Source organism: Desulfobulbus propionicus DSM 2032 (genome assembly GCF_000186885.1).
Lineage (GTDB): Bacteria > Desulfobacterota > Desulfobulbia > Desulfobulbales > Desulfobulbaceae > Desulfobulbus > Desulfobulbus propionicus.
Window position 1 is genome coordinate 780,973 of record NC_014972.1, and the last position, 24,950, is coordinate 805,922.

Here is a 24,950-nt window from a genome sequence, read left to right on the forward strand (position 1 = left end):
CTTTGAGTGAGCGCTCAGGTAAAAATGGAAGTGAGAATAGTTTTCGACTGAGCACTCACTCAGGATTAAGTGAGTGTTAGATACCCTTCAATGACCATCCGGTCAAACGCTTTTTTTGACTATCAGAAATATTTATGAAAAAGGCTGGCAAACAGCAAGGAAAGGGCGCACCGACAGGTCGAGACCCAGGGAGATCGGTTGGCACGCGCGGGATTATCGTTTGCGTCGCGCCGTTGAGCGGTTTGCCGGAGGTGAAGTGGACTCTTTAGGAGAGCATGGATGACTCGTGGCAAGAGCGGCCTTTTGCCGTTCGCGGCCGACGTCGTTTTTTTCCACAAAGCAGGGGGACTTGCTGAAAGGGTCGGTTTCGGTCCAGTACATCAGGGTCGACCAGGTACAGGGGGTGGGCGTGAACAGCTGCACCTGGCGGGGCACAAGGTGAAGTTCCCGCTGGCAGAAGGCGCGCAGCCGCTCCATGGCCGCCTGGGTGCAACCCGGATGGGCGGCGATCAGGTAGTAGGTGAGGAACTGGCGGAGACCTTCTTCCTCGGTCAGCCGGTTGAACAGGCGGCGGAATTGCAGCAAGGATTCCGTGCCCGGCTTGCCCATGGCGGCGAGCACCTCGGCTTCGCTGTGTTCCGGCGCGATCTTCATTTGGCCGGAAACATGGTGGCGCACCAGCTCGCGCAGATAGTCCAGTCCCTTTTTGTGGTCGGCCAGGATCAGATCGTAGCGGACACCCGAGGCCACGGCGATCTTCTTGATGCCCCGAACCCCCCGCAGCCGTTGCAGCAGGGCAATGAGCGGGCCGTGGTCGATGCGCAGGCTCGGGCAGATGGCCGGAAAGAGGCAACGTTTGTCCCGGCAGGCCCCCCTGGCCAGTTTTTTGGCGCATTCAAATCCGTACATGTTAGCGGTCGGTCCGCCGACATCGGCGATCATCCCCTTGAACGAAGGATGCGCCGCCAGGGTTTCCGCCTCGCGGACAATCGAGGTCGCGCTACGCTGCTGGATGGTCCGGCCCTGGTGCACGGCAATGGCGCAGAAGTTACACTCGCCGTAGCAGCCGCGGTGGGTGGTCAGGGCGAAGCGGATGGTGTCCAGGGCCCGAACCTGTCCCCGCTGCCGATCGAGGGGATGGAGCTCGCGCTCGAAATCGAGGGCATGCACGGCGTCGAGTTCCTCGGTCGACAAGGGCAGGGGCGGCGGGTTGTGGACGAGAAAGCGGCTGTCCTGCTGCTGGGCCAGCGGCCGGGCGGTGAGGGGATCGTTATGGTCGTAAAAGGTGCGGAACATGGCGGTGAATGCCTGTTTGTCCTGGGCCACGGTTTGGTGGGCCGGCAGGAGCAGGGCCTGTTCCGGTGCGGTGGGCGCGATGTGGCAGAGGCCGCGAATGAAGGTGGGCGGTTCGCCGGCCGCCAAGGTTCGGGCCAGTTCGACCACGCTGCGTTCGGCCATGCCGTAGAGCAGATAGTCGGCCTTGGCATCGAAGAGGATCGACCGCCGCACCCGGTTGTCCCAGTAGTCGTAATGGGAGACGCGCCGCAGGCTGGCTTCGATGCCGCCCAGTACCAGGGGCACGGTCTTCTTGAAATGCTGGCGGATCAGGTTGGCGTAGGCGATCACCGCCCGGTCCGGGCGGCGGGTGTTCTCGCCGCCGGGGGTGTAGTCGTCGCTCCGCCGCCGTTTGCCCGAAGCTGTGCGGTTGGCGACCATGGAATCGATCGAGCCGCCGGTGATGCCCCAGAACAGCAATGGTTCGCCCAAGCGGGTGATGTCGGCGGCCGAGCCGATGTCGGGCTGGGCAATGATACCCACCCGAAACCCCTGCCGGGCCAACAGCTTGCCGATCACCGCCACGCCGATGAAGGGCGAGTCGATGTAGGCATCGCCGGTGACCAGGATCACATCGAGCCGCGCCCAACCCAGTCGCTTCATTTCCTCGCGGGTGCAGGGGAGAAACATGTCACGCCTCCATGTCGGCGAGAAGCGAGGCGGCCGCCGAACGGCCGGCCAGCCAGCCGGTGGAAAAGGCGGCCTGCAGGTTGTAGCCGCCGGTGTCGGCCTGCACATCGAGCATTTCACCGGCAAAGTAGAGCCCCCGGACCAGGCGCGAGGCCATGGTACGCGGATCGACCTCGCGGGTGTCGATGCCGCCGGCGGTGACGATGGCCTCTGCCAGGGGCCGGTGTCCGGTGACGGTGAGGCGGAAATTTTTCAGCCAGTGGCGCAGCCGTTTGCGTTCCTCGCTGCGGATGGTGCCAGCCAGCCGTTCCGTGGTCAGCCCACTTTCCTCCAGGGCCACGGGAACCATCTCCTTGGGCAGTAGCCCGCGGAGCACACTGCTGATCGGTTCCAACCGACGGTGCTCGAAGTCGCGCCGCAGGCGGGCATCGAGCTTGTGTTCGTCCAGGGCGGGCTTGAGGTCGAGCAGCAGGACAACCGTCCGGCCCTCGACCAGGGTATCGACTATCCGGCTGCTCAGGGTGAGGATCACCGGGCCGCCGAGGCCGTCCTCGGTGAAGGTCAGCTCGCCGAAGGCCTCGGCGCGCTTCTTGCCGTCGATAAACAGTCGGACAAGAATGTTGCGCAGTTGCAGATCGCTCATTCGGCCGGTCGCCGATCCGGCGGTGAGCAGCGGCACCAGGGCCGGACGGATTGGCACCACATGATGACCGGCCGCCTCGGCCAAGGAATAACCGTCGCCGGTGGAGCCGGTGAGCGGATAGGAAGCGCCGCCGGTGGCCAGGATCAGGGCGTCGCCGGCGAGTGTCTCGCCGCCCGCGCAACGCACCCCGGTCACCCGGCCATCCTTGAGGCACACCCGTTCGATGGCATGGCCGCCGCGAATCGTCACCCCGCACTGCCGCAGCCATCGCTCCAAGGCCGCCAGCACCTCCGGCGCCTTGCCCGATGCAGGAAAGACGCGGCCGCCGCGTTCGGTGATCGTCGTCAGGCCCAGATCCTCGAAAAATCCAAGCAGTTCGGGGGTGAAAAAGCGGTGAAAGGCCTGGCGGAGAAAGGAACCGGTTGGGCCGAAATGGCCGAGGAAGTCGGGCAGGGGGGCGACGTTGGTCAGGTTGCAGCGGCCCTTGCCGGTGATGCACAGCTTGCGGCCCGGCCGGGGCATTTTCTCGAGGACCACCACGTCCACCCCGGCGAGCGCGGCCTGGCCGGCGGCCATCAGGCCGGCCGGACCGCCGCCCGCCACCAGCAGGCGCGGACGTTTCTGGTCAGAATCGGAAACAGGGCGATGTCGAGCGGGCAGTGTGTTGATCATGGCCCACTCCTACACCAATCGCCGGGAAAAAACATCACAATCCTCGATGGGCCCCGGCAAGGCGCTCTTGTCCCTGCCGCTGGTGTTGACAGAACCGATTTGCTTCACTAATGAAAGCACAAGTCGCCTGGAGCAGAATGAAGGGGCGATAATGCGCTGGAATCGCAGGGAGGACTGCATGGACGATTCGTTACCAGGGTTGATTTTGACCGGTGCCTCCGGTTTTGTCGGGCGGAATTTCATCAAGGCGGCCACCGGCCGGTTCCGTCTGTTCTGCGTGGCCCGACGGTCGATGGAGGAGGCCGGGGTACAGCCGGACGCCAACCTGCGCTGGATCCAGGTGGATATCGCCGACCAGGACAAACTGCACAACCTGCTCCAGCGGGTGCGCGATCACGGCGGCGCCGATTACGTGGTCAACCTGGCCGGCTACTACGACTTCACCAACCAGGAGCATCCCGAATACACCCGCACCAATATCCTTGGCACCCGCAACATGCTCGAACTGGCCAAGGAACTGCGCGTCAAACGGTTTGTCTTTGCCAGTTCGCAAGCCGCCTGTCCGTTCGGCCCGGTGATCACCGAGCAGACCGCCGCCGATGCCCCCATCCCCTACGCGCGCAGTAAACGGGCCGGCGAAGAGCTGCTCAAGGAGTATTCCCCCTGGGTGCCGGGGGCCATCATCCGCATCGCGGCGGTGTTCAGCGACTGGTGCGAATATCCGCCCCTGTACACCCTGCTCAACAACTGGTGTTCGGGCAAATGGCTTGAATCGCGGCTCATCGCCGGTCGCGGTCAGTCCGCCCTCCCTTATGTGCATGTGCACGATCTGGTGCAGCTCCTGCTCCGAGTGGTCGAGAAGAGCGACGAGCTGGGGCAACTGTGCACCTTCAACGCCGGGCCGGATGGCGCCGTGTCCCACCTGGAACTGTTTCGCATCGCCTCTCAGTTTTATTACAACCGTCACCTGCGACCGCTGTTCGTCAACCGCTGGCTGCTGGGGCCGATGATCCTGGGGCGACGGCTGCTCAGTCGTCTGCAGGGCAAGGAACCCTTCGAGCAATTATGGATGGCCAAGTACATCGACCAGCGTCTGGTGGCCGATAGTTCGCGGACGCGGCAGATCCTGGGGTGGAAACCGACGCCGCGCAAGTCGATCACCCGCCGGCTGGTGTTTCTCATCGAAAACATGAAGCGCAACCCGGAGTTGTGGCGCAACTGGAACGAGGCCATGCTGCGCAAGGCCGCCGACCGGCCGCATTTGGCTCTGCACGAACTGTTGTGCGACACCCTGGACGCGGCCCGGGATACCGTGGTTCACGCCCTGACCGCCCAACTGCTGTCCCGCGACGCGGTGATCGCGGAGATCACCGCCCAGTCGCTGGACGCGGAGCAGCCCCAGGGATATGCCAGCTGCATCCGCGCCCTGCAGGCTATGGACCGGTCGGTGGCCGATTCGTTCTTCCGCCTGCTCTATCAGCTGATCGTCACCGTGATGCGGACCCGCAACCGGCCGATGATGCAGCAGTATGCCCACACCATCGCCTTTTTGCCGATGCACGCCGGCTTTGCCAACGGCCTGGCCAGCCGCAGTTTGTTCATCATCGGCGAATATCTGGTCCAGCACTACCGCGGCCGGCCCAAGTTCCAGCAGATGACCCCCTTGGCCGATGACTACATCAGCATGACCATCCATATGGCCATCGACCGGATCGAGGATCAGGCGGAACTGGCCAAATTGCAGTCGCCGATTTTGCTGGAGGAGCTACGCCGGATGCCGCCGCCGGCGGACAACAGGCGGCTGGAAAAGGTGATCGCCCAGCTGGAGGATCTGTGCAACGAGGCCATTGCCGGCCAGTCGTGGACCAGTCCGCTGGTCAAGGAGTAGGCGAAAGGCGCGCTGGCAAGCCGGGCGGCACAATCGGATCACACCGGTATCCGGTCGCCCAGATGTTTGGGACGCGTCTTGAACAGCTCGATATCGAGCACACAGATGACCTTGGAGAATACTTCCCGTATCCTTGTCTTGATTCCAGCATGACGGTCCACATCGTCGGCGTTGTAGCCGTACAGCTCAATGCCCCATGACCGGCCGATGTAAATGGCTCTGCTGTTGTGAAATTTCTGCGAGACGACAATCCCTTTTTGCTGATTGAACACTTCTTTAAAGCGAACGATGGAATCGAGCGTTCGTAATCCGGCAAAATCGCAGACAATGTCCCGCTCGTTGACCCCCTGTTTGACGATATCGTTCTTCATGTCCCGCGCTTCGTTGTAGGCATGGGTTCTGTTATCGCCCGAGACGATGATTTTTTGACATTTTCCAGCCCGATACAACCTGACCGCGGCGGTAATCCGGTTGGTGTAATAGTGGTTTTCGCGGCCATTTTTCAAGAATTTCGTCGTGCCCAGGACAATGGCGCAATATGCAGGCGGAATCTGTTCCAGATGGTCGAACGTATATTGTTCGTATCGGTTGATCGTGATGTTCGCCCAGGCAATTGCTGCCACACACAGGAAAAGAAAGGCTCCGGTCATTCGCTTGCTAATCCGTTTGACGTTCATTGGCGATGGCTTCGGGTGACATTCGTCGCGGGCGTTGGACGGTTGTCGAGCACTGGACTGGTTGAGGGCTTTCCGACGGCCAGCTGTTGCGGCCTGCGGGAAAAGGAGCGGGCCCAGGCGACATGCGGCTTCCGGTTACCCCTGTGCGGGATCACTGCGTAACCGGAAGCCGACCAATGCGATTACGATTCGGCGAGCCCTCTCATTGCCGACCGTAGAGGATGCCCGCCGGCACCTGCTTGACATCGGCGGTGCCGGTGAGCAGCATGGCCTGGAGCAGTTCGCCCTTCAGCTGGTTGAGATAGAGGGCCACGCCTTCACGGCCGCCTCCGAAGGCGGCGATCACCAGCGGCCGGCCGACCAGCACCGCATCCGCGCCCAGGGCCAACAGCTTGAGCACGTCGGCCCCGCTGCGCACGCCGCCATCGGCGAAGATGATCGCCTTGCCCTTGACCCGGGCGGCAATGGCCGGCAGCACTTCGGCCGCGCCGGGGGTGAAATCGAGCACCCGGCCGCCGTGGTTGGACACGACAATGGCCGCGGCTCCGGCCTGCACCGCCTCTTCGGCCTCGTCGGCGGTCATCACGCCCTTGACGATGAACGGCAGCTTGGTGGCGTTGATCACCTCGCGCAGCTCGGTCGCGGTCTTGGGACCGACCGGCTGCCCCTTCATCGCCATGGTGACCAGGCCGGCGCCGTCGATATCCATGCCCGTGGCCAGCACGCCGGTGGCCTCGGCGGCGCGGAGATGGCCGACGACCACGTCCTGGGCCCGCGGTTTGATGATCGCGATCGAGCCGCCCTTGTTGTCGGCCCCGGCCTTGAGCCCGCTGTCGAACATGCGCGGGTCGGCACCGTCACCGGTCATGCACAGGGTGCCGGCCTGGATCGCGCCGGCCACCATCTCGGCGATGAATTCCTCCTCGGTCATCTTGCCGCCCATGTTGTAGGAGGAACCGGTGATGGGCGCGCCGAGGATCGGCATGGACAGCTTTCTGCCCCACAGGGTCAGGCTCATGTCCGGCTCCTTGACGCTGTGGATGGTGCGCATGTTCAACTTGACTTTGGCCAGGGCCTCCAGATTAACCTTGAAGGCGCTGCCGGTGCCCACGCCGCCCATGCCCGGCACCTCTCCGGCGCAGGCGCGGCCGTCGCACACCGGGCAGACCCGGCAGAATCCCTTGAGCTGTTCACGGGCATGTTCCCGAACTGATTTCATATCCATTGTGTGTCCTCCTGGCCTTCAGGCATCTGCCGCACCCGCGCAATGGTGGGGGATGCTGAAGCCGATAAAAATGTTTCTCAAACAATACGTGGCCGTCGGGACAGAGGGCGGGACGGCCGGAGCGGGTTGCGCTTCCAGCCGTCATCCACCGGTCGAGCCAAACCAGCCGATGTGTATTCAACCATCCCCGGCGGGGATTGTTCAACAACTTTGCGCACGGTGGGGCAAACTGATCGCGCCAGCACGCCGAATCCGCGCAGGAGATCGCGAGCCATGGCCGGTTTATCCGACGATCATCAGGATGCCCAGTCCCATCAGCAAGCCGTAAACCAGCTGCAGGTAGCGGCGGCGGTTGATCCGTCCGCCGATTCGTGAGCCGATCATCGTGCCTGCCAGCACAAATGGCAGGGTGACCGCGAAGTAACCCAGGGTTTGCGCGCCGATCAGGCCGCTGAAGGCGTGGACGCCGGCGGTCAGGTAGCCGTTGATCATGAAAAATCCGGTGAGCGTGGCCTTGATCTCCTCCTTTTTCCAGTCGTGGAGGGTGGTGTAGATGATGGCTGGCGGACCGCCGGCGGCCACGGTCGCGTTGATCGCCCCGGAAAAAAAACCGGCGATATATCCCCATGCGCGCGCGGGATTGATCGCCTTGGGGGTGAACACCAGATTGAAGCAGCTGACGCCGATCAGCAGCAGGCCCAGCAGGGTTTTGATCAGGTTGGGGTCAATCGTTTTGAGCAGCAGGGTGCCGGTATAGATGCCCGGCAGGGAGCCGAGCAGCAGAGGGAGAATCTTGCGCCGATCGAGAAAGCGGCGCAGTTCCCAGGCCAGGGTGGTGGAAATGAGCAGGGTGCTGATGATGCACACGCTCACCGCCAGCTTGACATCCATGATCAGGCACAGCAGGGGAATGGCCAGCAGGCCGGCGCCAAAACCGGTCAGCCCCTGGACCGTGCCGGCAAAAAGAAAAATGAGGCTGGCAAGGAGATAGGTGGTGCTCATGGGCGGCGTGCTCCGGGAAGAGGGATCGGAATAAGAGGGTCGTTCAGGTCAGGGGGCGTTGACTGGTGCCCCGGGCAGCGCGCGGACCTTGGCCGGGGGCTCGCACGCCACCTTAAACTGAACCGGGCGATGGGGGCAAGGGAAAGGCGGGTAGGGCGATGGAGATGTCGAGGGTGGGTCGTGATCCGTCCGGGGCGGCAACATGGTCAGTATGGGCAGCTTGTTTCTCCTCCTGATAATTTTTGCTTTGACGTTCAATACGTTATCCCCTAGAGTGCGATTCTGGCCTTCGTGGTGGGCCGTTCACCTCTGCACCCCCTGAACAATTCCATGGATGCGCTTCATCAACACAATACCGCGATCCTGCTGCTTGCCCTGGGCGCCCTGCTGGCGGCTGCCAAGATCCTGGGCGAACTGGCGCGTCGGTTGCGGCAGCCGTCGGTACTCGGTGAGCTGCTGGCCGGCGTGCTGCTCGGACCGACCGTGCTCGGCACCCTGGCGCCGGAGGCCAACGCTTTCCTCTTCCCCCAGGAGGGGCCGATGGCATCGGCCCTGGATGCCATTGCCGGTGTGGCGGTGACCCTCTTTCTCATGGTGGCCGGGCTGGAGGTCGATCTCTCCAATGTCTGGCGCAAGGGCTGGGTCGGGCTCAAGGTGGGGGTGGCCAGCATTGCCATCCCCTTTGGAGCCGGCTTTGCCATTGCCTGGGGCCTGCCGCAGATTTTCGACCTGCCGTCGGATGTCAGCCCCCTGCTGTTCGCCCTATTCCTGGCCATCGCCATGTCGATCTCGGCCCTGCCGGTGATCGTCAAGACCCTGCTCGACCTCAACCTCTATCGCAGCGATTTCGGGGTGGTGGTGGTCAGCGCCGCCATCTTCAACGATCTGGTCGGCTGGATCATCTTCGCCGTGGTGCTGGGATTGATCGACAACGTGGCCGGCATGGGCAACGGCATCACCCTGACCGTGTCGCTCGCCCTGGGTTTCATCCTCTTTGTCTTCACTATTGGCCGCAAGCTGATCCACCGGCTGCTGCCCTATGTCCAGGCCTATACCTGGTGGCCCGGCGGCGAGATCGGCTTTGTGATCATCCTCAGCCTGTTGGGCGCGGCCTTTACCGAATGGATCGGCATTCATGCCATCTTCGGCGCTTTCTTCATCGGCATGGCGGTGGGCGACTCGCCCCACTTGCGCCGGCGCAGCCGCTACATCCTCGATCAGTTCGTGTCCAGCGTCTTTTCACCGCTCTTTTTCGCCAGTATCGGCTTGAAGGTCAACTTTATCACCCGGTTTGACGGGGTGCTGGTGCTGATCGTGTTTGTCGCGGCTTGCGTCTGCAAGCTGGTGGGTGGCGCGGCGGGCGCCAAGTGGGGACGGATGGGGAGCCGCGAGTCGCTGGCGGTGGGCTTTGCCATGAATTCGCGCGGGGCGATGGAGATCATTCTTGGCCTGCTGGCCCTGGAACGGGGGATCATTTCCCAGGAGCTGTTCGTGGCCCTGGTGATCACCGCCATCCTCACCTCGATGATGGGTGGGCCGATGATGCAGCTGATCCTGCAACCGGCGCGCAAGGCAAGGCTGGAGGATGCGTTCCGTTTCGGCCTCTTTCTGCCCGAGTTGCGGGCCGACTCGATCAAGGGAGTGATCGAGGAGATGACCGCCGTCGTCGGCCAGGTGCTGGGCGGGAGGCTGGAGCCGTACGTGGTCTCCCGGGTCAGCTGCGCGCCCGAGGATGTGGCCTGCGCGGCCATCGTCAACGATGTGCTCTTGCTGGCCGCAGGCGTGGACCACATCAGCCAGCCCTACGTGGTCACCGGCCTCTCCACTCAAGGGGTCGGGTTGTCGTTCATGGACACGCAGCGCGCCCACGTGGTCTTTCTCATCCTGTCGCCGAAGAACGATCCGGCCATTCGCGGCGACATGGTGGCCGAGCTTTCGCTGTTGTACCGCGATCAGGCGATGATCGACCAGACCCTGCAGGCCCGGAGCTTCACCGAGTTTCTTGCCCTGATTCGAACCTCGACCGTGTATCTGCAGAAGGAGTAGGGGCCGGGCGGGTGGCCCGAGCCGGCGGAAAGGGCAGAATCAGCTGGCGGATGCGCATCCGCCGGGCCTCCTGCTCGTTGCACAGGTTGGCCACCGTCACCCCGAGCAGGCGAATCCTTCGCCGTCCGGCCTCGGTGGCGGCCAGCAGCCGAGGCAGTTGGGCGAGGATGTCCTGTGCCGAGAAAAACCCCTGGGGAGTGGTGCTGGAACGGGTGATGGTGGTGAAATCGTTGTAGCGCACCTTGAGCGTCAGGGTACGGCCGCCGGTTGCTTTCTCGGCCAGCAGCCGGCTCACCTGTTGCACCAACTGATAGAGCACCACGCTCACCCGCGCATAGTCGAGGATATCCTCGGCGAGCGTGGTTTCCGCGCCGATCGACTTGCGCACCCGCACCGGCTGCACCGGCCGCTGGTCGAGGCCGCGGGCGATGTCGTGAAAAAAATGACCGGTCTTGCCGAACAGGGCGACCATCTCCTGGCGGGAAAAGCGGAGCAGGTCGGCGCCGGTGCGGATGCCGTGCGCCTGCATTTTCCGCTCCGTGGCCGGACCGACGCCGTAAAACTTGCCGATGGGCAGGGCGGCGATGAAGTCCCTGGCCCGGTCCGGCGGGATCACGGTGAGGCCGTCGGGTTTGTGGTAGCCGGAGGCGATCTTGGCCAGGAATTTATTGTAGGAGACCCCGGCCGAGGCGGTCAGACCGGTGGTTTCGCGGATGGCCGCGCGGATGGCCTGGGCGATGCGGGTGGCCGAGGGCTCGCCCATGAGGTTGTCGGTGACGTCGAGGAAAGCTTCGTCCACGGACAGCTGTTCCACCAGGGGGGTATAGCGGCGGAACAGGGTCATGATCTGGCGCGACATCTCCTGGTAGCGCGCCATGCGCGGGCGAATGAACACCGCCTGCGGACACAGCTGGTGGGCGCGTACGCTGGGCATGGCCGAATGGATGCCAAAGGCCCTGGCTTCGTAGGAACAGGCCGCGACCACCCCCCGGCTGTTGGGCGCGCCACCGACAATCACCGGCAGGCCGAGCAGCTCGGGCCGGTCCAACTGTTCGACCGAGGCGAAAAAGGCATCCATGTCGATGTGAATGATTTTGCGGGTGGTCGGCATGCGGGCAAGGCGGCACGGAGCCGGTGTTATCTCCATTGACGCTGTGGGCGGCCATGGCTATTATCGGTCGATTACACGGTGTGATGCGCCGAAAGGGTACACGAAAAAACAGGACAGGGAAACAGACAAAATGGAAAGGTATCACGAGCGCCGGCAACAGCTGCACCAGCAGCCCGCCACCTGGCTGGTCACCGGCGTTGCCGGATTTATCGGCTCGAATTTACTGGAAAGTTTGCTGGTCTTGGGGCAACGGGTGGTTGGCCTGGACAACTTCGCCACCGGGTTTCAGCATAACCTGGACGAGGTGCGGACGCGGGTGGGCGCGGCGGCTTGGCAGCGGTTCTGTTTCATCGAGGGCGATATCCGCGAACTGGCTGTCTGCCGCGAGGCCTGCACCGGCGTGGATTATGTGCTCCATCAGGCGGCGCTTGGCTCGGTGCCCCGTTCGATCGAGGACCCGATCACCACCAACGAGAGCAACATCACCGGCTTTGTCAACATGCTGGTGGCGGCGAGGGATGCCAGGGTGCGCCGCATGGTCTATGCCGCCTCCAGCTCCACCTACGGCGACCACCCCGACCTGCCCAAGGTCGAGGAGCGGATCGGCAACCCGCTCTCGCCCTATGCGGTCACCAAGCTGGTCAACGAGCTGTATGCTGATGTTTTTGGCCGCGTCTACGGTTTTGCACCCATTGGCCTGCGCTACTTCAACATCTTCGGTCAGCGCCAGGACCCGGATGGCGCCTATGCGGCGGTCATTCCCAAGTGGTTTGCCGGCTTGCTCAAAAATGAACCGATCTACATCAACGGCGACGGCGAAACCAGCCGCGACTTCTGCTTCATCGACAACTGCGTCCAGGCCAACATCCTCGCCGCCACCGCCGACGACCAGGCTGCCGGCCAGGTCTACAACGTGGCGTTTGGCGAGCGCACCACGCTCAACGAACTGTTCGCCCTCATCCGCGAACGGGTGACGACGCGCATGCCAGCCGCGGCCCAGGCCGAACCCGTCTACCGCGACTTCCGTGCCGGCGATGTGCGCCACTCCCTGGCCGATATCTCCAAGGGGGCCCGGCTGATAGGCTACCAGCCCGAATACTCGGTGCGCACTGGGCTCGACAAGGCGGCGGATTGGTATATGGAGAGGTTTTTAGGGTGATAGGTTGATAGTCTACGAGGGGGAGGATAGAAACGCGTTGTTTGCGTGCCCACCGTTTGATGTGATGGTGCCCTCCAAGTCTACACCATAAATTTTCATCAAAGAGGTATTCAAGCGTGAATCCATCGAAATGGAAAAAAGAGAAAAAGGTGGAATTTGGACCGCAACCGCCCCCGAAACTGCTGACCACCAAGGGCCTGATCATTCGCGGCATCATCTTCATCGCCTCGCTCGCGGGTGCAGGGTATCTGCTTTGGCTGGAGTTCAGCGGCAAATGAATCCAGCGGAATCCGGCTTAGGCGGGTACCGGTTGCGATACAACACGACGACGACCGCAGAGGACAAAATCCCCTGCCGCGATCCGTTCCATCGCAAAGCCGTTTTGGCAGACTAAAAGCCGGGTAGGGTGGGTACGCACCCCACCGATGGTATCGACTCCCGGTGGGCAAAGAAACAGCCCTTTGCCCACCCTACTAACTCACAGCCTAATAGACTATAAACTTTCACTTCCTCCAAGGAGTCCCCCCATGTCCAGCACCCTCGGCACCCTCTACAAAGTCACCACCTTCGGCGAATCGCACTGCAAGGGCGTCGGCGCCATTGTCGACGGCTGCCCGCCCGGTATGGCCCTGACCGAGGCCGACATCCAACCGCAGCTCTCCCGCCGCCGGCCGGGCCAGAGCGACCTCTCGACCCCGCGCCAGGAGGCCGATCAGGTGACCATCTATTCGGGCACCGAGTTCGGCCGTACTCTGGGCACGCCGATCATGCTGCTGGTCAACAACAAGGACCAGCGGCCGCAGGACTACGGCGAGATGAGCCGCATTCCCCGGCCCTCGCACGCCGATTTCACCTACCAGATGAAGTACGGCGTGCGCGCCTCCAGCGGCGGCGGCCGCTCCAGTGCCCGCGAGACCATCGGCCGGGTAGCGGCGGGTGCCATTGCCGAGAAGTGGCTCCATGAAACCTACGGCACCGAGATCGTGGCCTGGGTGAGCGCGGTGGGCGATATCGAGGCCCCGGCAATGGATGTGGAGCGGATCAGCCGAGCCGATGTCGACGCCCACCTCGTCCGCTGCCCGGACGCGGCCACCGCCGCCCGCATGGAGGCACGGGTCAAGGAGGTGCTGGCGGCCAAGGATTCCACCGGCGGCATCCTCACCTGCGTGTGCCGCAACGTGCCCATCGGTCTGGGCGAGCCGGTGTTCGACAAACTGGAAGCCCGGCTCGCCCAGGCCATGCTCTCCTTGCCCGCCACCAAGGGGTTCGACATCGGTTCCGGTTTTGCCGGCACCCGCATGCGCGGCAGCGAGCACAACGATCCCTTTACCCGCAAGGGGGAACAACTGGGCACCCGCACCAACTACAGCGGCGGCGTCCAGGGCGGCATCAGCAACGGCGAGCCCATCGTTTTCCGCGTGGCCTTCAAGCCGGTGGCCACCATTGGCCAGGCCCAGGAAACGGTGGATTTCGACGGCCAGCCGGTCACCCTGGAGGCCAAGGGTCGTCACGATCCCTGCGTGGTGCCCCGTGCCGTGCCCATCGTCGAGTCCATGGCCGCGCTGGTGCTCATCGACCTGGCGCTGCGGCAGCGGGCCAGGTTGACGGTCAGCCCCTTGTGAGGAGCGGCGGCATGCTGGAACATCCGGCCTCGATCCTGGTGGTCGAGGATTCGCCGATCAACCAGCGGCTGCTGTGCAAGCTGCTTGGCAAGGAGGGCTACGCGGTCAGGACCGCCGATCACGGCCAGGAGGCCCTGGCGCTGCTGCGGACCTTTCGGCCGGATCTGATCCTGCTCGATATTCTCATGCCGCAGATGGACGGCCTGGAACTCTGCCGGCTGCTCAAGGTCGGGGAGGCCACCCGCGACATTCCGGTGATCTTCATTTCCTCGCTCGACGACACCTCGGACAAGCTCAGCGGTTTCGAGGCCGGCGGCGTCGACTATATCACCAAGCCCTTTCATCCGGCCGAGGTCCTGGCCCGGATCAGCACCCATCTCAAGCTGTGCCGCCTGCAACGGCAGCTGGAGGAGCGCAACCGTCAGCTGGGCCTGGAAAAACAGAAGTCCGAGGCCCTGCTGCTCAATGTCCTGCCAGCCCGGGTCGCCCACGAACTGATGGAGCGCGGGGCGTACACGCCGCAATCCTTTCCCGAGGTGACGGTCTGTTTTGTCGATATCGTCCAGTTCACCGTGGCCGCCACCACCCTGTCGCCGGAAGAGCTGCTGGGCGAGCTCAATGCCCTGTTCGGCGCCTTTGATCGGATCGTCGAGGCCAACCATTGCGAGCGGATGAAGACCATCGGCGACGCCTATCTCTTTGTCGCCGGCATTCCCGAGGCCAGCCCGGATCAGGTGAGGAACGCAGCCCTGGCCGCCCTGGGGATCGTCGAATATCTGCGGGAGCGCAACCGCTCCGGGGCCCGGCCGTGGCAGGTGCGCATCGGTTTGCACTGCGGCCCGGTGGTGGGCGGCATTGTCGGCACCAAGAAATATCTCTACGATATCTTCGGTGACGCAGTCAACATCGCCGCCCGCCTGGAAGCCCTGTCCGAACCGATGCGGATCAATGTCTCGACCGAGGTTCGCCGCCGGCTGGACGGCGCCTTCGACTTTTCCTGCCCCTTGAGCGTGGAAATGAAGGGCAAGGGACAGCAGTCGACCTGTTTTCTCGAGGGGCGGCGCGGCCAGACCTCTGGTGGTTAGGCGACCGGGCCGTGGATGGCGAGCGGATGCCATGGTCGCTGGCCGCATCGAGAAGGTGCGGCTTTACCTTGTCCTGAGCCAATTTTTCTGCTACGGAGGAGTGCTGCCAACACGGGCGTGGCGATCAGCAAGCGATTTGTCCGCGCCGCTCTTTCTGAACCTGCTCGACGACGATTCCATGTTGCCACCGTGCCCTCTTCTTCTGTTCTGTCCCCCCATGCCTTGCCTGGATACCCTGCCGTGAACAAGCTGTGGAACATTGCCGACCTGATCGACCTCCATTTCTTTTTCCAGGCCGACGAGGAGCTGCGGCGCAGGGAGGGGGAAGCGGCGCTGGCCAAGCGCGACCGGATCATCTATGTGGCCAAGATCGAGCCGCAGCTGGGCAAAATGGACGATATTCCGCCCCGGATCCTGGTGCGCAAGTGGCTGGCCATGCGGCGGCTGCAGTACCGTCAGGAGCGCGGGCACGAGGGGCAGGTGCTGCCCGGCACCCTGTGGCAGGAAATGGCCCTGCTCTGCCGGGGGCTGGTGTTCTGCTGCGGCCTGCTGGCCGGGGCGGGCCTGGCCGGTTCCCTGCTTGTCTATGCCGGCACCATGCCGCTGAATGTGGCCGTCTATTTTGGCCTGTTTGTCGTCCTTCAGCTCGTGATGATCGGCCTTCAGGGGGGGCTGTTCGTCTACCGGCGCCTGCGCCGGCTGCCCATGGAGTCGACCGCCCTTTACGCGCTCATCGGCCGGTTGCTGATGCGAGGCATGGACGGAATGCGCCGACTGGTGCAGCGCAATCTCAGCGGCCAGCGGCGGTTGGATCTGGCGGCGCTGCTCGGCGGCGTGCGCCAGCGCAAGGAACTGGCGGCACTGCTCATCTGGCCGGCTTTCATCCTGGTGCAGCTGGGCGGCATCGGCTTCAATCTCGGGGTGATCGGCGCCACCCTGGCCAAGGTCACCTTTGCCGACATCGCCTTTGCCTGGCAGTCGAGCCTGCAGCTCTCGGCCGAGCTGGTGGCCAGCTTGGTGCGCTGGATCGCCCTGCCCTGGTCGTGGCTCGTTCCCCATGCCTATCCGAGCCTGGCGCAGATCCAAGGCAGCCAGGTGGTGCTCAAGGAGGGCATGGCGCATCTGGCCACTGCCGATCTGGTCTCGTGGTGGCCCTTTCTCTGCTGCGCGGTGGTGACCTACGGCCTGCTGCCCCGGATCGGGCTGCTGATGCTCGGGCTAGTGGGGCAGCGCCGCGCCCTCGATGCGCTCCACTTCGCCACCCTGAGCATCCGGCCGCTGTTGCAGCGCATGACCACTCCCCGGATCGACACCAACGGCGAGCGGGAGTCCACCGGCCAGGGGCGGCCAATAACACGGCCGCCAGCCGAGTCGGTCGAACCAGGAGGACCAGGGCGGGGCATGGAACCGGCCGCGCCGCCAGCCGCTTCGGCGCCGGCCGTTCACGATGCGCCGACCGTCCTGCTGATCGCCGATGAACTGTACGATGAGTGCCCGCAAGAACTGCTCGTCGAGCGGCTCAGGTCGCAATGGGGTCACGGCCGGGTCGAGTGTGTCCGCCATGGGCAGCCCGGTGCGCCGCTCGCGGAGGCGTTACTGCCGCTGCGCACCGCCGTCGAGCAAGGGGGGCTCGGCAGCGTGCTCCTGCTCCAGGAAGCCTGGCAGCCGCCGCTCAAGGAGACCGAGCTGCTGTTGCGCGCACTGCGCGATATTGCCGGCGAGCACACGCCGTTGACCGTTGTCCTTATCGGCAAGCCCACGCCGCAAACCATCCTCACCCCGGTCGATCCTGAGCAGCTGCGTGTCTGGCGGCAGAAGATGCGTGCCGTGGGCGATCCCTGTCTTGAGGTGCAACCCCTGGTGCAACCATGAAAACGGTTCCGGAATTCGCCATCATCGGCCATCCCAACGAGGGCAAGTCCTCGGTGCTGTCCACCCTGGCGGAGGACGATTCGGTACGGGTCAGCGCCACGCCCGGAGAAACCGTGGTCTGCCAGGCTTTTCCGGTGCGCATCGACGGCCGGGAGATCATCCGTTTCATCGACACCCCGGGGTTCCAGAACCCGCGCCAGACCCTGGAGTGGCTGCAATCCTATCAGGGCCCGGAAGAGGGCATGCTGGAGGCCTTCATCGGCGCCCACCAGGATGATCCGGCCTTTCAAGACGACTGCGAACTGCTCCGGCCGGTGGCGGCCGGTGCGGGGGTGATCTTTGTGGTTGACGGTTCCCGTCCCCTGCGCCACGTCGACCGGGCCGAGATGGAGATCCTCCGTCTGACCGGGGCGCCGCGCATGGCGGTGATCAACTGCAAGGACGAGGAGGAAGGGTATCTGGCCAAGTGGCAGGGCGAGTTCCGCAAGCATTTCAATGCGGTCCGCCTGTTCAACTCCTGCCGGGCCAACTACCGCCAGCGCATCGATCTGTTGGAGAGCCTCAAATCCATCGACCAGCAGCTGGAACCGGTGCTGCGCACGGTGATCGAGGCCTTTCAGGACGACTGGGAGGTACGCAGCCAGCGGACCGCCGCCATTCTCGCCGCCATGCTCATCGATATCATCAGCTACCGGCGGGTGGTCCCCTGCGCGCCCGACGAGGAGGAGCGCAAGCGCCAGGACCTGCACCGAGACTACCTTGAGTATGTCACCGGCCGGGAGCGGCAGGCCCAGCAGGCGATCCGCGCCCTGTTCAAGCACAATATCTTCAATCTCGAACTGCCGCCGCAGTCGATCCTGGCCGAGGACCTGTTCAGTCAGCGCACCTGGGAGTTCCTCGGCCTGAGCAAGCGGCAGATCATCCTGGCCGGAGCCCTGGGCGGGGCGGCCCTGGGGGTGGGCATCGACGCCGCCACCGTCGGCACCTCCTTTGGCCTGTTCTCGGCGGTCGGCGGCCTGATTGGCGCCGGTGCCACGGCGCTCAAGGGCAAGGACCTGCTTTCCGGCGTCCGCCTGCTGGGCATGAAGATGGGCGGCGAGCAGTTGCGGGTGGGGCCGGTCACCAACATCCAGCTGCTCTACATCCTCCTTGACCGGGGGCTGCTATTTTATTCCCATGTGATCAACTGGGCGCATGGCCGCCGCGATTACGAACGGATGGCGGCGTTGCCCATGACCGCAGGGGCGACGGGTGGCTTCACCCGACGTTGGCAGCGGGAGCAGCGAGCTGTTTGTGACCGGTTTTTCCGTGCCGTGCTCAAGGGCCACGAGGGCGAGATCGAGGAAACCTCGGTGGCTCTGCAAGATCTGCTGCGCGATCAGTTCCTCGGGCTCAGCGAGGATCGGGCTTTGCTCGGCGTGGAAGGCGATCCGGCCGAACACTCGTGATATGTCCATGCCGCCCCGCCTGTTGATCGTCAACTGCGCCAGCCCTTATTTCTTCTACATCCCCATGGGCAGCTTCGGCCTGTGCGATTTCCTCGCCCAGCGGGGCGTGGAGGCGCGTATCTTCAGCCCGTCGCTCTACCCGGAGGCCGAGTCGGGGCAGCGGTTGCGGGAGGCACTGGAGCGCCTGCGGCCCACCCATGTCGGCCTGGTCTGCCATTGGCAGGAAACCGCCCATGGCCTGTTGGCGGCGCTTGCGACAGTGCGGGACTGGAGCGATTCGGTGGTCACCCTCTGCGGCGGATTCACCGCTTCCTATTTTGCCGAGGACCTGCTGCGGACAGTTGCCGAACTCGATTACGTGGTGACCGGCGATCCCGAGGAGCCGGTGGCCCAGCTGTTGGAAGGCCGCCCGCCGGGGGAAATCGCCAATCTGGTGTGGCGGGAATCGGACGGGAACATTGGCCGCAGCCAACAGCGGTGGCTGATGGACACCGCGTTGCTCGATCGGTTGAGTTTTGCCGACCTGAGCGTGCTCGACGATGCCCGGCGCTATTTGGACAAGATCACCGCCAAGCTCGGTTTTCCCCTCTTTCTTGGTCGCGGCTGCGTGTTCGACTGCACCTATTGCGGCGGCAGCCGGCATGCCTTCCGCCTCCACTCCGGCCGCCAGGCACCGGTGGTCCGTTCGCTTGCGGCCGTCCGTTCCGACCTGCACCGGCTGAAACCGTGGACCTCGGTGCTCTATCTCTGCTACGAGAACGATCCGGCATACATCAAAACCTTATTCCGCGTCATTGCGGACGACCCCGGACTGCGCGGCCATTTCGTCTGCCACTATGGGGCCTGGCACCTGCTCGACGCCGAGTTCCTCGACCTCTACCGCCGCGCCTTCGACTGCGCGGCATCCCTGCCGATATTCGAGTTTTCGCCCGAGGTGGTGGATGACGCCCGGCGAACAGCCATCAAGCGCGGCGCCACCTATACATTGGCCCGGATGGAAGACAACTTCCGTGCCATCAGCGAGGCCTTCGAGGGCAGGGCGCGGATCGAGGTTTTTTTCAGCCGTTACCATCCGACGCTCACCGTCGACGACCTGCAGCGGGAGGTCAGGGACATCCTCCTGTTCAAGCACCGCATGATTTGCCAGGAGCTGCCGGTCCATGTCTGTTTCGACCATCTGTCCACCGATGTCGGCAGCCGCTATTGGCAGGATCACCAGGATCGGCCCCGCGACTTCGCCCGCTTTCTCGAGCTCAAGACCGGCGTGGATCAGGGCCGCCTTCACCCGTTTCCGGTGGACAACCTCTGCCTGCTGATTCCCGATCAGCTTCCCCGGCCATTCGTGCTACGGCTGGAGGCCCTGCTGCTGGTCCTGGACGAGTTGGAGCGCCATGGCCATGAGCTCGTGCATCTGCTGCTGGCCTGGTACGGGGATCGATGGATCGCCGAGCTGGAAAGGGTGATTGGGCCGATGCTGGCCGCCGATGATCCGGCCGCCTGGTTCGCCGCCCCGCCGCTCGATGCCCTCCTGGCCGCCCTCGGCCAGCGGCTGGAGAGCGGTCATGGCGGTTCGCCGCCGCCGTTCCTCGCCGATCTATTTCGTTTCAGCCGCAAGAAACTTGCCCAGGGTAGGGGAGAGGCTCCGCCGCCCGTCGCGGACGAGCCGCAGGCGGCATGTTTTGTCCTGGATCCAAACCGGATCTCCGTCCACGAGCAGGATTATCTCGATCTGGTGCCCCTGCTCCGCTGCCTGCATGAACGCGGGCAGGACCGGTTGACCTACCGGCGCACGGTGTACCTGTATCTTGCCGGCGGTATCCTCTGTCTGTCCCACGCCGCCTACCGCAACACCCTGCGGCCCTTCGAGCGGCCAACCAATCTCGCCGCCCATCGGGCGATGCTCGCCGGCGACGAGGGCGGCCGGCAGGTGCGCCTGCTCGACCAGCTGGTCAGGGAAGGGGTGTTGTTGCCGACTGCCTGCCCCTGACGGGAAATTCGGCCCGTCGGTTGCCGGAACGGAAACCTGATTTGCCGGCCGGCAGTTTTTACGCTACAATACTTCTATATTTTCGCCGCCATTTCCCTTCTTGTTGCCCAGCGGAGGTTGTATGAACCAAATCACAGAGACCCCGACCAACAACCATGCCTACTCTTCCATTTTTCAGGGAACCGGGGTTGAGGAGTTCAAGAAATGCATTCAGCATCATCTGATGTCCTTCCAGGGCCGCGACCCGGACCGGGCCGGCGACCAGGACGTCTACCGTGCCCTGTCCTATGCCCTGCGCGACGTGCTGATGGAAAAATGGATCAAAACCCAGAAGACCTTCTACGCCGGCAAGATGAAGCGGGTCTATTACCTGTCCCTCGAATTTCTCGTCGGCCGCTCCCTGGGCAACGCGATCATCAACATGGGGCTGATGGACGAGGTCACCCAGGCTCTGGAGCAGCTTGGCTACGATCTGGAGCGGTTGCGCGAGTGCGAGGAGGACGCGGCCCTGGGCAACGGTGGTCTCGGTCGTCTTGCCTCCTGCTTCATGGACTCGATCGCCACCATGAAGATTCCAGCCTACGGCTACGGCATCCGTTACGATTTCGGCCTGTTCAACCAGAAGATCGTCGACGGCTACCAGGTCGAGACCCCGGACAGCTGGCTGCGGCTCGGCTCGCCGTGGATGTACGAGCGCACCTCGTTCATGTACCCGGTGCAGTTCTACGGTCACGTCACCGCCACCACCGACGAGAACGGCCGCTACCGTGCCCGCTGGACCGACACTGAGATCGTCATGGCCATGGCCTGCGACATGCTGGTGCCGGGGTTCAAGAACGATCACGTGATCAACATGCGCCTGTGGCGGGCCAAGGCCTCGCGCGAGCTGGATCTGCGGTTTTTCAACGCCGGCAACTATATCACCGCGGTGGAGAACAAGGTCAAGTCCGAGACCATCTCCAAGGTGCTCTACCCCAGCGACGACATCAGCGAGGGCCAGGAACTCCGCCTCAAACAACAGTATTTCTTCGTCGCCGCCACCTTCCAGGACATCCTCCGCCGCTATCGCAAGGATAACGACACCTTTGACGATTTTCCCAATCAGGTAGCGGTGCAGCTCAACGACACCCACCCGGCCATCGCCATTCCCGAGCTGATGCGACTCTTGCTCGACATCGAGGGGTTGGGATGGGAGCTGGCCTGGAACATCTGTGTCAAAACCTTTGCCTACACCAATCACACCCTCATGCCCGAGGCCCTGGAAACCTGGCCGGTGGACATGCTCGGCCGGGTGTTGCCTCGTCATCTGGAGATCATCTACGAGATCAACCGGCGCTTCCTGGAAGAGGTGGCCCTCTGCTATCCGGGCAATCTGCGCAAGATTCAGGAAATGTCCCTGATCGACGAGGGGCCGGTGCGGCGGGTGCGCATGGCCAACCTGGCCATCGTCGGCAGCCATTCGGTCAACGGGGTGGCCGCCCTGCACACCGAATTGCTGAAAAATTATCTGTTCCGCAATTTTCACGAGATGTATCCGGATCGGATCAATTCCAAGACCAACGGCATCACCCCCCGCCGTTGGCTGCTCAAGTGCAACCAGGAGTTGTCCGGGCTGATCGGCGACAAGATCGGCTATGACTGGGTGGTGGATCTCGACCGGCTGCGCGATCTCGAAACCTACTGTGACGATCCTGCCTTTCATCAGCGCTGGCAGGCGGTCAAGCTGGTCAACAAGAAGCGGCTGGCCAAGATCATTGCCGCCACCTGCTGTATCGAGGTCGATCCCGAGACCCTGTTCGACATCCAGGTAAAACGGATCCACGAATACAAGCGACAGCTGTTGAACGTGCTCCACGTCATTCATTTCTATCAGCGGCTGATCACTCGTCCCGAGGAGGCGGTCACGCCGCGGACCATCATTTTTGCCGGCAAGGCCGCACCATCGTATGTCAAGGCCAAGCTGATCATCAAGCTGATCAACTCGGTGGCCGCGGTGGTCAACAACGACCCGCGGGTGGGCAGCCGGCTCAAGGTGGCCTTCATTCCCAACTACTGTGTTTCCCTGGCCGAACGGATCATCCCGGCGGCCGATCTCTCCGAACAGATCTCCACCGCCGGCACCGAGGCCTCGGGCACCGGCAACATGAAGTTTGCCCTCAACGGCGCCCTGACCATCGGTACCCTGGATGGGGCCAATATCGAAATTCGGGAAGAGGTGGGGGCGGACAACATCTTCATCTTCGGCATGACCGCCGAGGAGGCGGAGTACGAGAAGAAATGCAAGTCACGGAAACCGTGGCAGATCTACGAGCGCAATCCGGAGGTGCGCGAGATCATCGACGCGATCGCTGGCGGTGCCTTCAGCAACGGCGACACCGAATTGTTCCGACCGCTGGTCAACGACCTGCTCAGTGAGAACGACCCGTATTTGCTGCTGCTCGACCTGGAATCCTACCTTCAATGCCAGCGGCTGGTGGGCGAAGTCTATGCCGACCGGGCCACCTGGATACGGCGGTCGATTCTCAACGTGGCGCGGATGGGCAAATTCTCCAGCGACCGGACGATCAAGGAGTATGCGGAAGAGATTTGGGGACTGAAGATCGACAGGTAGGAAGGACGGCGGCCGTCGGCGGGGCGGCGACACCCAGCCACGGACGAATCGGGTGGTTCAGCCGTCTTTTTTGATGAAACAGTTACCGTAATGTTTGAGCTCGGCAATCGACTCGCGGATATCGTCGTGGGCCAGATGATGGCATTCCTTGGAAAATTTGGGCAGATCCGGCGCCCAGCGCAGGGCCAGTTCCTTGAGGGTGCTGACATCGATGTTGCGGTAATGGAAATACTGCTCCAGCTCGGGCATGAAGCGGGCGAGAAAGCGGCGATCATGCCAGACCGAGTTGCCGCACATGGGGGAAACCCGCTTATCCACCCACTGCTTGATGAATTCCAGCGTCTCCAGTTCAGCCTGGCGGCAGGTGAACGTGCTGCGGCGGACGCGGTCGATCAGTCCTGATTCCCGGTGGTGCTGGGTGTTCCAGGGATCCATGGCCGCGAGCACCTCCTCGGGCTGATGAATGGCGATGACCGGCCCGTCGGCGAGGATCTCCAGGTGGGAATCGGTCACCACCGTCGCCACCTCCAGAATCTTATCCGTGAAGGGATTGAGCCCGGTCATTTCCAGGTCGATCCACACCAGATTGCTGTTGTCTTTCATCAGGTTTCGATCCTTTCAGTTCCGTCGAACCAGCCGAACCTCTTCTCTTTGGTCCAATGGACCACAGCTTGGTGTCCACTTCAACCCTTTTTCCGCATTTTGAGGCGGGCAAAACGGGCGGGAGCATCCAGCTCCCGCCCAACGACCTTGTCCGGCAAGATTATTTGATCCGTCCGGCGCTGCCGAGCACTTCCCTGTTTTTATGGATCACCATGGCGATGAGTTCCTCGCGCGCCGGGCCGAGGTACTTGCGCGGATCGAATTCCCCTGGTTTTTCGGCGAATATCTTGCGGATCACGGCGGTCATGGCCAGGCGGCCGTCGCTGTCGATGTTGACCTTGCACACCGCCGAGGCCGCGGCCCGGCGCAGCTGTTCCTCCGGAATGCCAGCGGTGTTGTCCATCCTGCCGCCGAACTGGTTGATCATGGCCACATGGCTGGGGGTGACCGAGGAGGCCCCGTGGAGGACGATGGGAAATCCCGGAACCCGTCGCTCGATTTCTTCGAGGATGTCGAAACGCAGCGGCGGCGGTTCCTGGCCGGGCTGAAGCTTGAATTTGTAGGCCCCGTGCGAGGTGCCGATGGAGATGGCCAGACTGTCGACTCCGGTCTGTTCGAGGAATCGTTCGACCTCCTCCGGCCGGGTGTACGAGGAGTGCTCGGCGCTGACTTCGTCCTCGATGCCGGCCAGCACGCCGAGTTCGGCCTCCACGGTGACCTCGCGGGCATGGGCATACTCCACCACTTGCCGCGTGAGAGCGACGTTGTCGGCAAAGCTGTGGTGGGAGGCGTCGATCATCACCGAGGAAAAGCCGGAATCGATGCAGTCCTTGGCCAGCTCGAAATCGGAGCCGTGGTCCAGGTGCAGGGCAATGGGGATGGCCAAGCCGTGTTCCTTGGCTAGGTCAACGGCCGCCGCCGCCATGTGCGGCAGGAAGGCCGTGCCGATGTAGCTGCGGGCGCTGCCTGACACCTGGAGAATCACCGGCGAGGCGGATCGGGCGCAGCCGATGACAATGGCCTGCAGTTGTTCCATGTTGTTGAAGTTGTAGGCTGGGACCGCGAAGCGCTCCTCCATGGCCTGATGAAACATGGCGGAGGTGTTGACCAGTCCGAGTTCGGAATAATGTCGTGCATTCATGGGCGTTCTCCAGTTGAAGACGGGTGCGTGGTGCCTCTCGGGGGATGGACAGGCAAATGTATTTTGTTTATACAATTACAAAAAATTAAGATGAACTTTGTAGAGGGCAAGGAAAAATTCCCTGATGACGCGGTGGGCGCGTCTTTTGTTTTTACCCGGGGCGGTAGAGCCACCCGAGCGAGTGTTTTCACGC

The 24,950-nt window shown here is 63.2% G+C and carries 18 protein-coding genes; 10 read left to right on the forward strand and 8 right to left on the reverse strand.

Going from position 1 to position 24,950, the window contains the following annotated elements; all coding sequences use genetic code 11:
• Positions 1-213: 213 nt before the first annotated feature.
• On the reverse strand, positions 214-1,965 hold the full coding sequence (locus DESPR_RS03495; protein ID WP_015723432.1) for a YgiQ family radical SAM protein: 1,752 nt from the start codon (positions 1,963-1,965) through the stop codon (positions 214-216).
• A 1-nt stretch (position 1,966) separates the two neighbouring features.
• Positions 1,967-3,280: a BaiN/RdsA family NAD(P)/FAD-dependent oxidoreductase gene (locus tag DESPR_RS03500; protein ID WP_015723433.1), complete on the reverse strand. Its 1,314-nt coding sequence runs from the start codon at positions 3,278-3,280 to the stop codon at positions 1,967-1,969.
• A 178-nt stretch (positions 3,281-3,458) separates the two neighbouring features.
• Here DESPR_RS03500 and DESPR_RS03505 point away from each other — a divergent pair, with 178 nt between their 5' ends.
• The gene (locus tag DESPR_RS03505; protein WP_169701519.1) at positions 3,459-5,168 is read left to right on the forward strand and encodes an NAD-dependent epimerase/dehydratase family protein; all 1,710 of its coding nucleotides are present in this window, start codon (positions 3,459-3,461) and stop codon (positions 5,166-5,168) included.
• A 38-nt stretch (positions 5,169-5,206) separates the two neighbouring features.
• Here the strand turns inward: DESPR_RS03505 and DESPR_RS03510 are convergent, their stop codons facing one another.
• From DESPR_RS03510 to DESPR_RS03520, 3 genes are all read right to left on the reverse strand, one after another.
• Complete coding sequence (locus DESPR_RS03510) at positions 5,207-5,818, reverse strand: SanA/YdcF family protein (protein ID WP_169701520.1); 612 nt, start codon at positions 5,816-5,818, stop codon at positions 5,207-5,209.
• Positions 5,819-6,047: 229 nt separating this feature from the next.
• The gene (locus tag DESPR_RS03515) at positions 6,048-7,070 is read right to left on the reverse strand and encodes an alpha-hydroxy-acid oxidizing protein (RefSeq protein WP_015723436.1); all 1,023 of its coding nucleotides are present in this window, start codon (positions 7,068-7,070) and stop codon (positions 6,048-6,050) included.
• 282 nt (positions 7,071-7,352) lie between these two features.
• Positions 7,353-8,072 carry a sulfite exporter TauE/SafE family protein gene (locus DESPR_RS03520; RefSeq protein WP_015723437.1) on the reverse strand — a complete coding sequence of 240 codons (720 nt, stop codon included), beginning with the start codon at positions 8,070-8,072 and terminating at the stop codon, positions 7,353-7,355.
• 330 nt (positions 8,073-8,402) lie between these two features.
• On the opposite strand from DESPR_RS03520, the gene DESPR_RS03525 reads away from it, so the two are divergent.
• A complete protein-coding gene (locus DESPR_RS03525; RefSeq protein ID WP_015723438.1) occupies positions 8,403-10,118 on the forward strand; it encodes a cation:proton antiporter domain-containing protein in 1,716 nt (571 codons plus the stop codon).
• Here the strand turns inward: DESPR_RS03525 and dinB are convergent.
• Positions 10,063-11,265 (reverse strand): DNA polymerase IV, encoded by a 1,203-nt coding sequence (dinB, locus tag DESPR_RS03530; RefSeq protein ID WP_245529479.1) that lies wholly within the window; start codon positions 11,263-11,265, stop codon positions 10,063-10,065. The two genes, DESPR_RS03525 and dinB, sit on opposite strands and share 56 nt — an antisense overlap.
• A 94-nt stretch (positions 11,266-11,359) precedes the next feature.
• On the opposite strand from dinB, the gene DESPR_RS03535 reads away from it, so the two are divergent.
• The 8 genes from DESPR_RS03535 to DESPR_RS03565 all read left to right on the forward strand — a co-directional run bounded on the left by DESPR_RS03535 (position 11,360) and on the right by DESPR_RS03565 (position 23,013).
• Positions 11,360-12,388 (forward strand): NAD-dependent epimerase/dehydratase family protein, encoded by a 1,029-nt coding sequence (locus tag DESPR_RS03535; protein WP_015723440.1) that lies wholly within the window; start codon positions 11,360-11,362, stop codon positions 12,386-12,388.
• A 116-nt stretch (positions 12,389-12,504) separates the two neighbouring features.
• Positions 12,505-12,666 (forward strand): hypothetical protein, encoded by a 162-nt coding sequence (locus DESPR_RS18315; protein WP_015723441.1) that lies wholly within the window; start codon positions 12,505-12,507, stop codon positions 12,664-12,666.
• Positions 12,667-12,915: 249 nt separating this feature from the next.
• A complete protein-coding gene (gene aroC, locus DESPR_RS03540) occupies positions 12,916-14,010 on the forward strand; it encodes a chorismate synthase (protein ID WP_015723442.1) in 1,095 nt (364 codons plus the stop codon).
• A gap of 11 nt (positions 14,011-14,021) precedes the next feature.
• On the forward strand, positions 14,022-15,095 hold the full coding sequence (locus DESPR_RS03545) for an adenylate/guanylate cyclase domain-containing protein (RefSeq protein WP_015723443.1): 1,074 nt from the start codon (positions 14,022-14,024) through the stop codon (positions 15,093-15,095).
• Between the two features lie 240 nt (positions 15,096-15,335).
• Positions 15,336-16,967: a DUF2868 domain-containing protein gene (locus tag DESPR_RS03550; RefSeq protein ID WP_015723445.1), complete on the forward strand. Its 1,632-nt coding sequence runs from the start codon at positions 15,336-15,338 to the stop codon at positions 16,965-16,967.
• Positions 16,964-18,415, forward strand: a complete 1,452-nt coding sequence (locus tag DESPR_RS03555) for a GTPase/DUF3482 domain-containing protein (protein WP_015723446.1) — start codon at positions 16,964-16,966, stop codon at positions 18,413-18,415. Before DESPR_RS03550 ends, DESPR_RS03555 begins: the two co-directional genes overlap by 4 nt.
• A 1-nt stretch (position 18,416) precedes the next feature.
• Positions 18,417-20,402 carry a B12-binding domain-containing radical SAM protein gene (locus tag DESPR_RS03560; protein WP_043769627.1) on the forward strand — a complete coding sequence of 662 codons (1,986 nt, stop codon included), beginning with the start codon at positions 18,417-18,419 and terminating at the stop codon, positions 20,400-20,402.
• A 121-nt stretch (positions 20,403-20,523) separates the two neighbouring features.
• Positions 20,524-23,013: a glycogen/starch/alpha-glucan phosphorylase gene (locus tag DESPR_RS03565; protein ID WP_015723448.1), complete on the forward strand. Its 2,490-nt coding sequence runs from the start codon at positions 20,524-20,526 to the stop codon at positions 23,011-23,013.
• 57 nt (positions 23,014-23,070) lie between these two features.
• On the opposite strand, the gene orn is transcribed toward DESPR_RS03565, so the two are convergent.
• Both orn and DESPR_RS03575 read right to left on the reverse strand, forming a co-directional pair.
• The gene (gene orn, locus DESPR_RS03570; protein ID WP_015723449.1) at positions 23,071-23,616 is read right to left on the reverse strand and encodes an oligoribonuclease; all 546 of its coding nucleotides are present in this window, start codon (positions 23,614-23,616) and stop codon (positions 23,071-23,073) included.
• A gap of 160 nt (positions 23,617-23,776) precedes the next feature.
• Positions 23,777-24,757: a class II fructose-bisphosphate aldolase gene (locus DESPR_RS03575; RefSeq protein ID WP_015723450.1), complete on the reverse strand. Its 981-nt coding sequence runs from the start codon at positions 24,755-24,757 to the stop codon at positions 23,777-23,779.
• Between the last annotated feature and the right edge of the window lie 193 nt (positions 24,758-24,950).

Bases quoted from the DNA above. Each gene is read 5' to 3' on its own strand.
- dinB (WP_245529479.1), bottom strand. From the start codon at position 11,265: ATGGAGATAACACCGGCTCCGTGCCGCCTTGCCCGCATGCCGACCACC.
- DESPR_RS03535 (WP_015723440.1), top strand. From the start codon at position 11,360: ATGGAAAGGTATCACGAGCGCCGGCAACAGCTGCACCAGCAGCCCGCC.
- DESPR_RS03555 (WP_015723446.1), top strand. From the start codon at position 16,964: ATGAAAACGGTTCCGGAATTCGCCATCATCGGCCATCCCAACGAGGGC.
- DESPR_RS03525 (WP_015723438.1), top strand. From the start codon at position 8,403: ATGGATGCGCTTCATCAACACAATACCGCGATCCTGCTGCTTGCCCTG.
- DESPR_RS03575 (WP_015723450.1), bottom strand. From the start codon at position 24,757: ATGAATGCACGACATTATTCCGAACTCGGACTGGTCAACACCTCCGCC.
- orn (WP_015723449.1), bottom strand. From the start codon at position 23,616: ATGAAAGACAACAGCAATCTGGTGTGGATCGACCTGGAAATGACCGGG.
- DESPR_RS03565 (WP_015723448.1), top strand. From the start codon at position 20,524: ATGAACCAAATCACAGAGACCCCGACCAACAACCATGCCTACTCTTCC.
- DESPR_RS03515 (WP_015723436.1), bottom strand. From the start codon at position 7,070: ATGGATATGAAATCAGTTCGGGAACATGCCCGTGAACAGCTCAAGGGA.
- DESPR_RS03500 (WP_015723433.1), bottom strand. From the start codon at position 3,280: ATGATCAACACACTGCCCGCTCGACATCGCCCTGTTTCCGATTCTGAC.
- DESPR_RS03520 (WP_015723437.1), bottom strand. From the start codon at position 8,072: ATGAGCACCACCTATCTCCTTGCCAGCCTCATTTTTCTTTTTGCCGGC.
- DESPR_RS03495 (WP_015723432.1), bottom strand. From the start codon at position 1,965: ATGTTTCTCCCCTGCACCCGCGAGGAAATGAAGCGACTGGGTTGGGCG.
- DESPR_RS03545 (WP_015723443.1), top strand. From the start codon at position 14,022: ATGCTGGAACATCCGGCCTCGATCCTGGTGGTCGAGGATTCGCCGATC.
- DESPR_RS03560 (WP_043769627.1), top strand. From the start codon at position 18,417: ATGTCCATGCCGCCCCGCCTGTTGATCGTCAACTGCGCCAGCCCTTAT.
- DESPR_RS03510 (WP_169701520.1), bottom strand. From the start codon at position 5,818: ATGACCGGAGCCTTTCTTTTCCTGTGTGTGGCAGCAATTGCCTGGGCG.
- aroC (WP_015723442.1), top strand. From the start codon at position 12,916: ATGTCCAGCACCCTCGGCACCCTCTACAAAGTCACCACCTTCGGCGAA.
- DESPR_RS03505 (WP_169701519.1), top strand. From the start codon at position 3,459: ATGGACGATTCGTTACCAGGGTTGATTTTGACCGGTGCCTCCGGTTTT.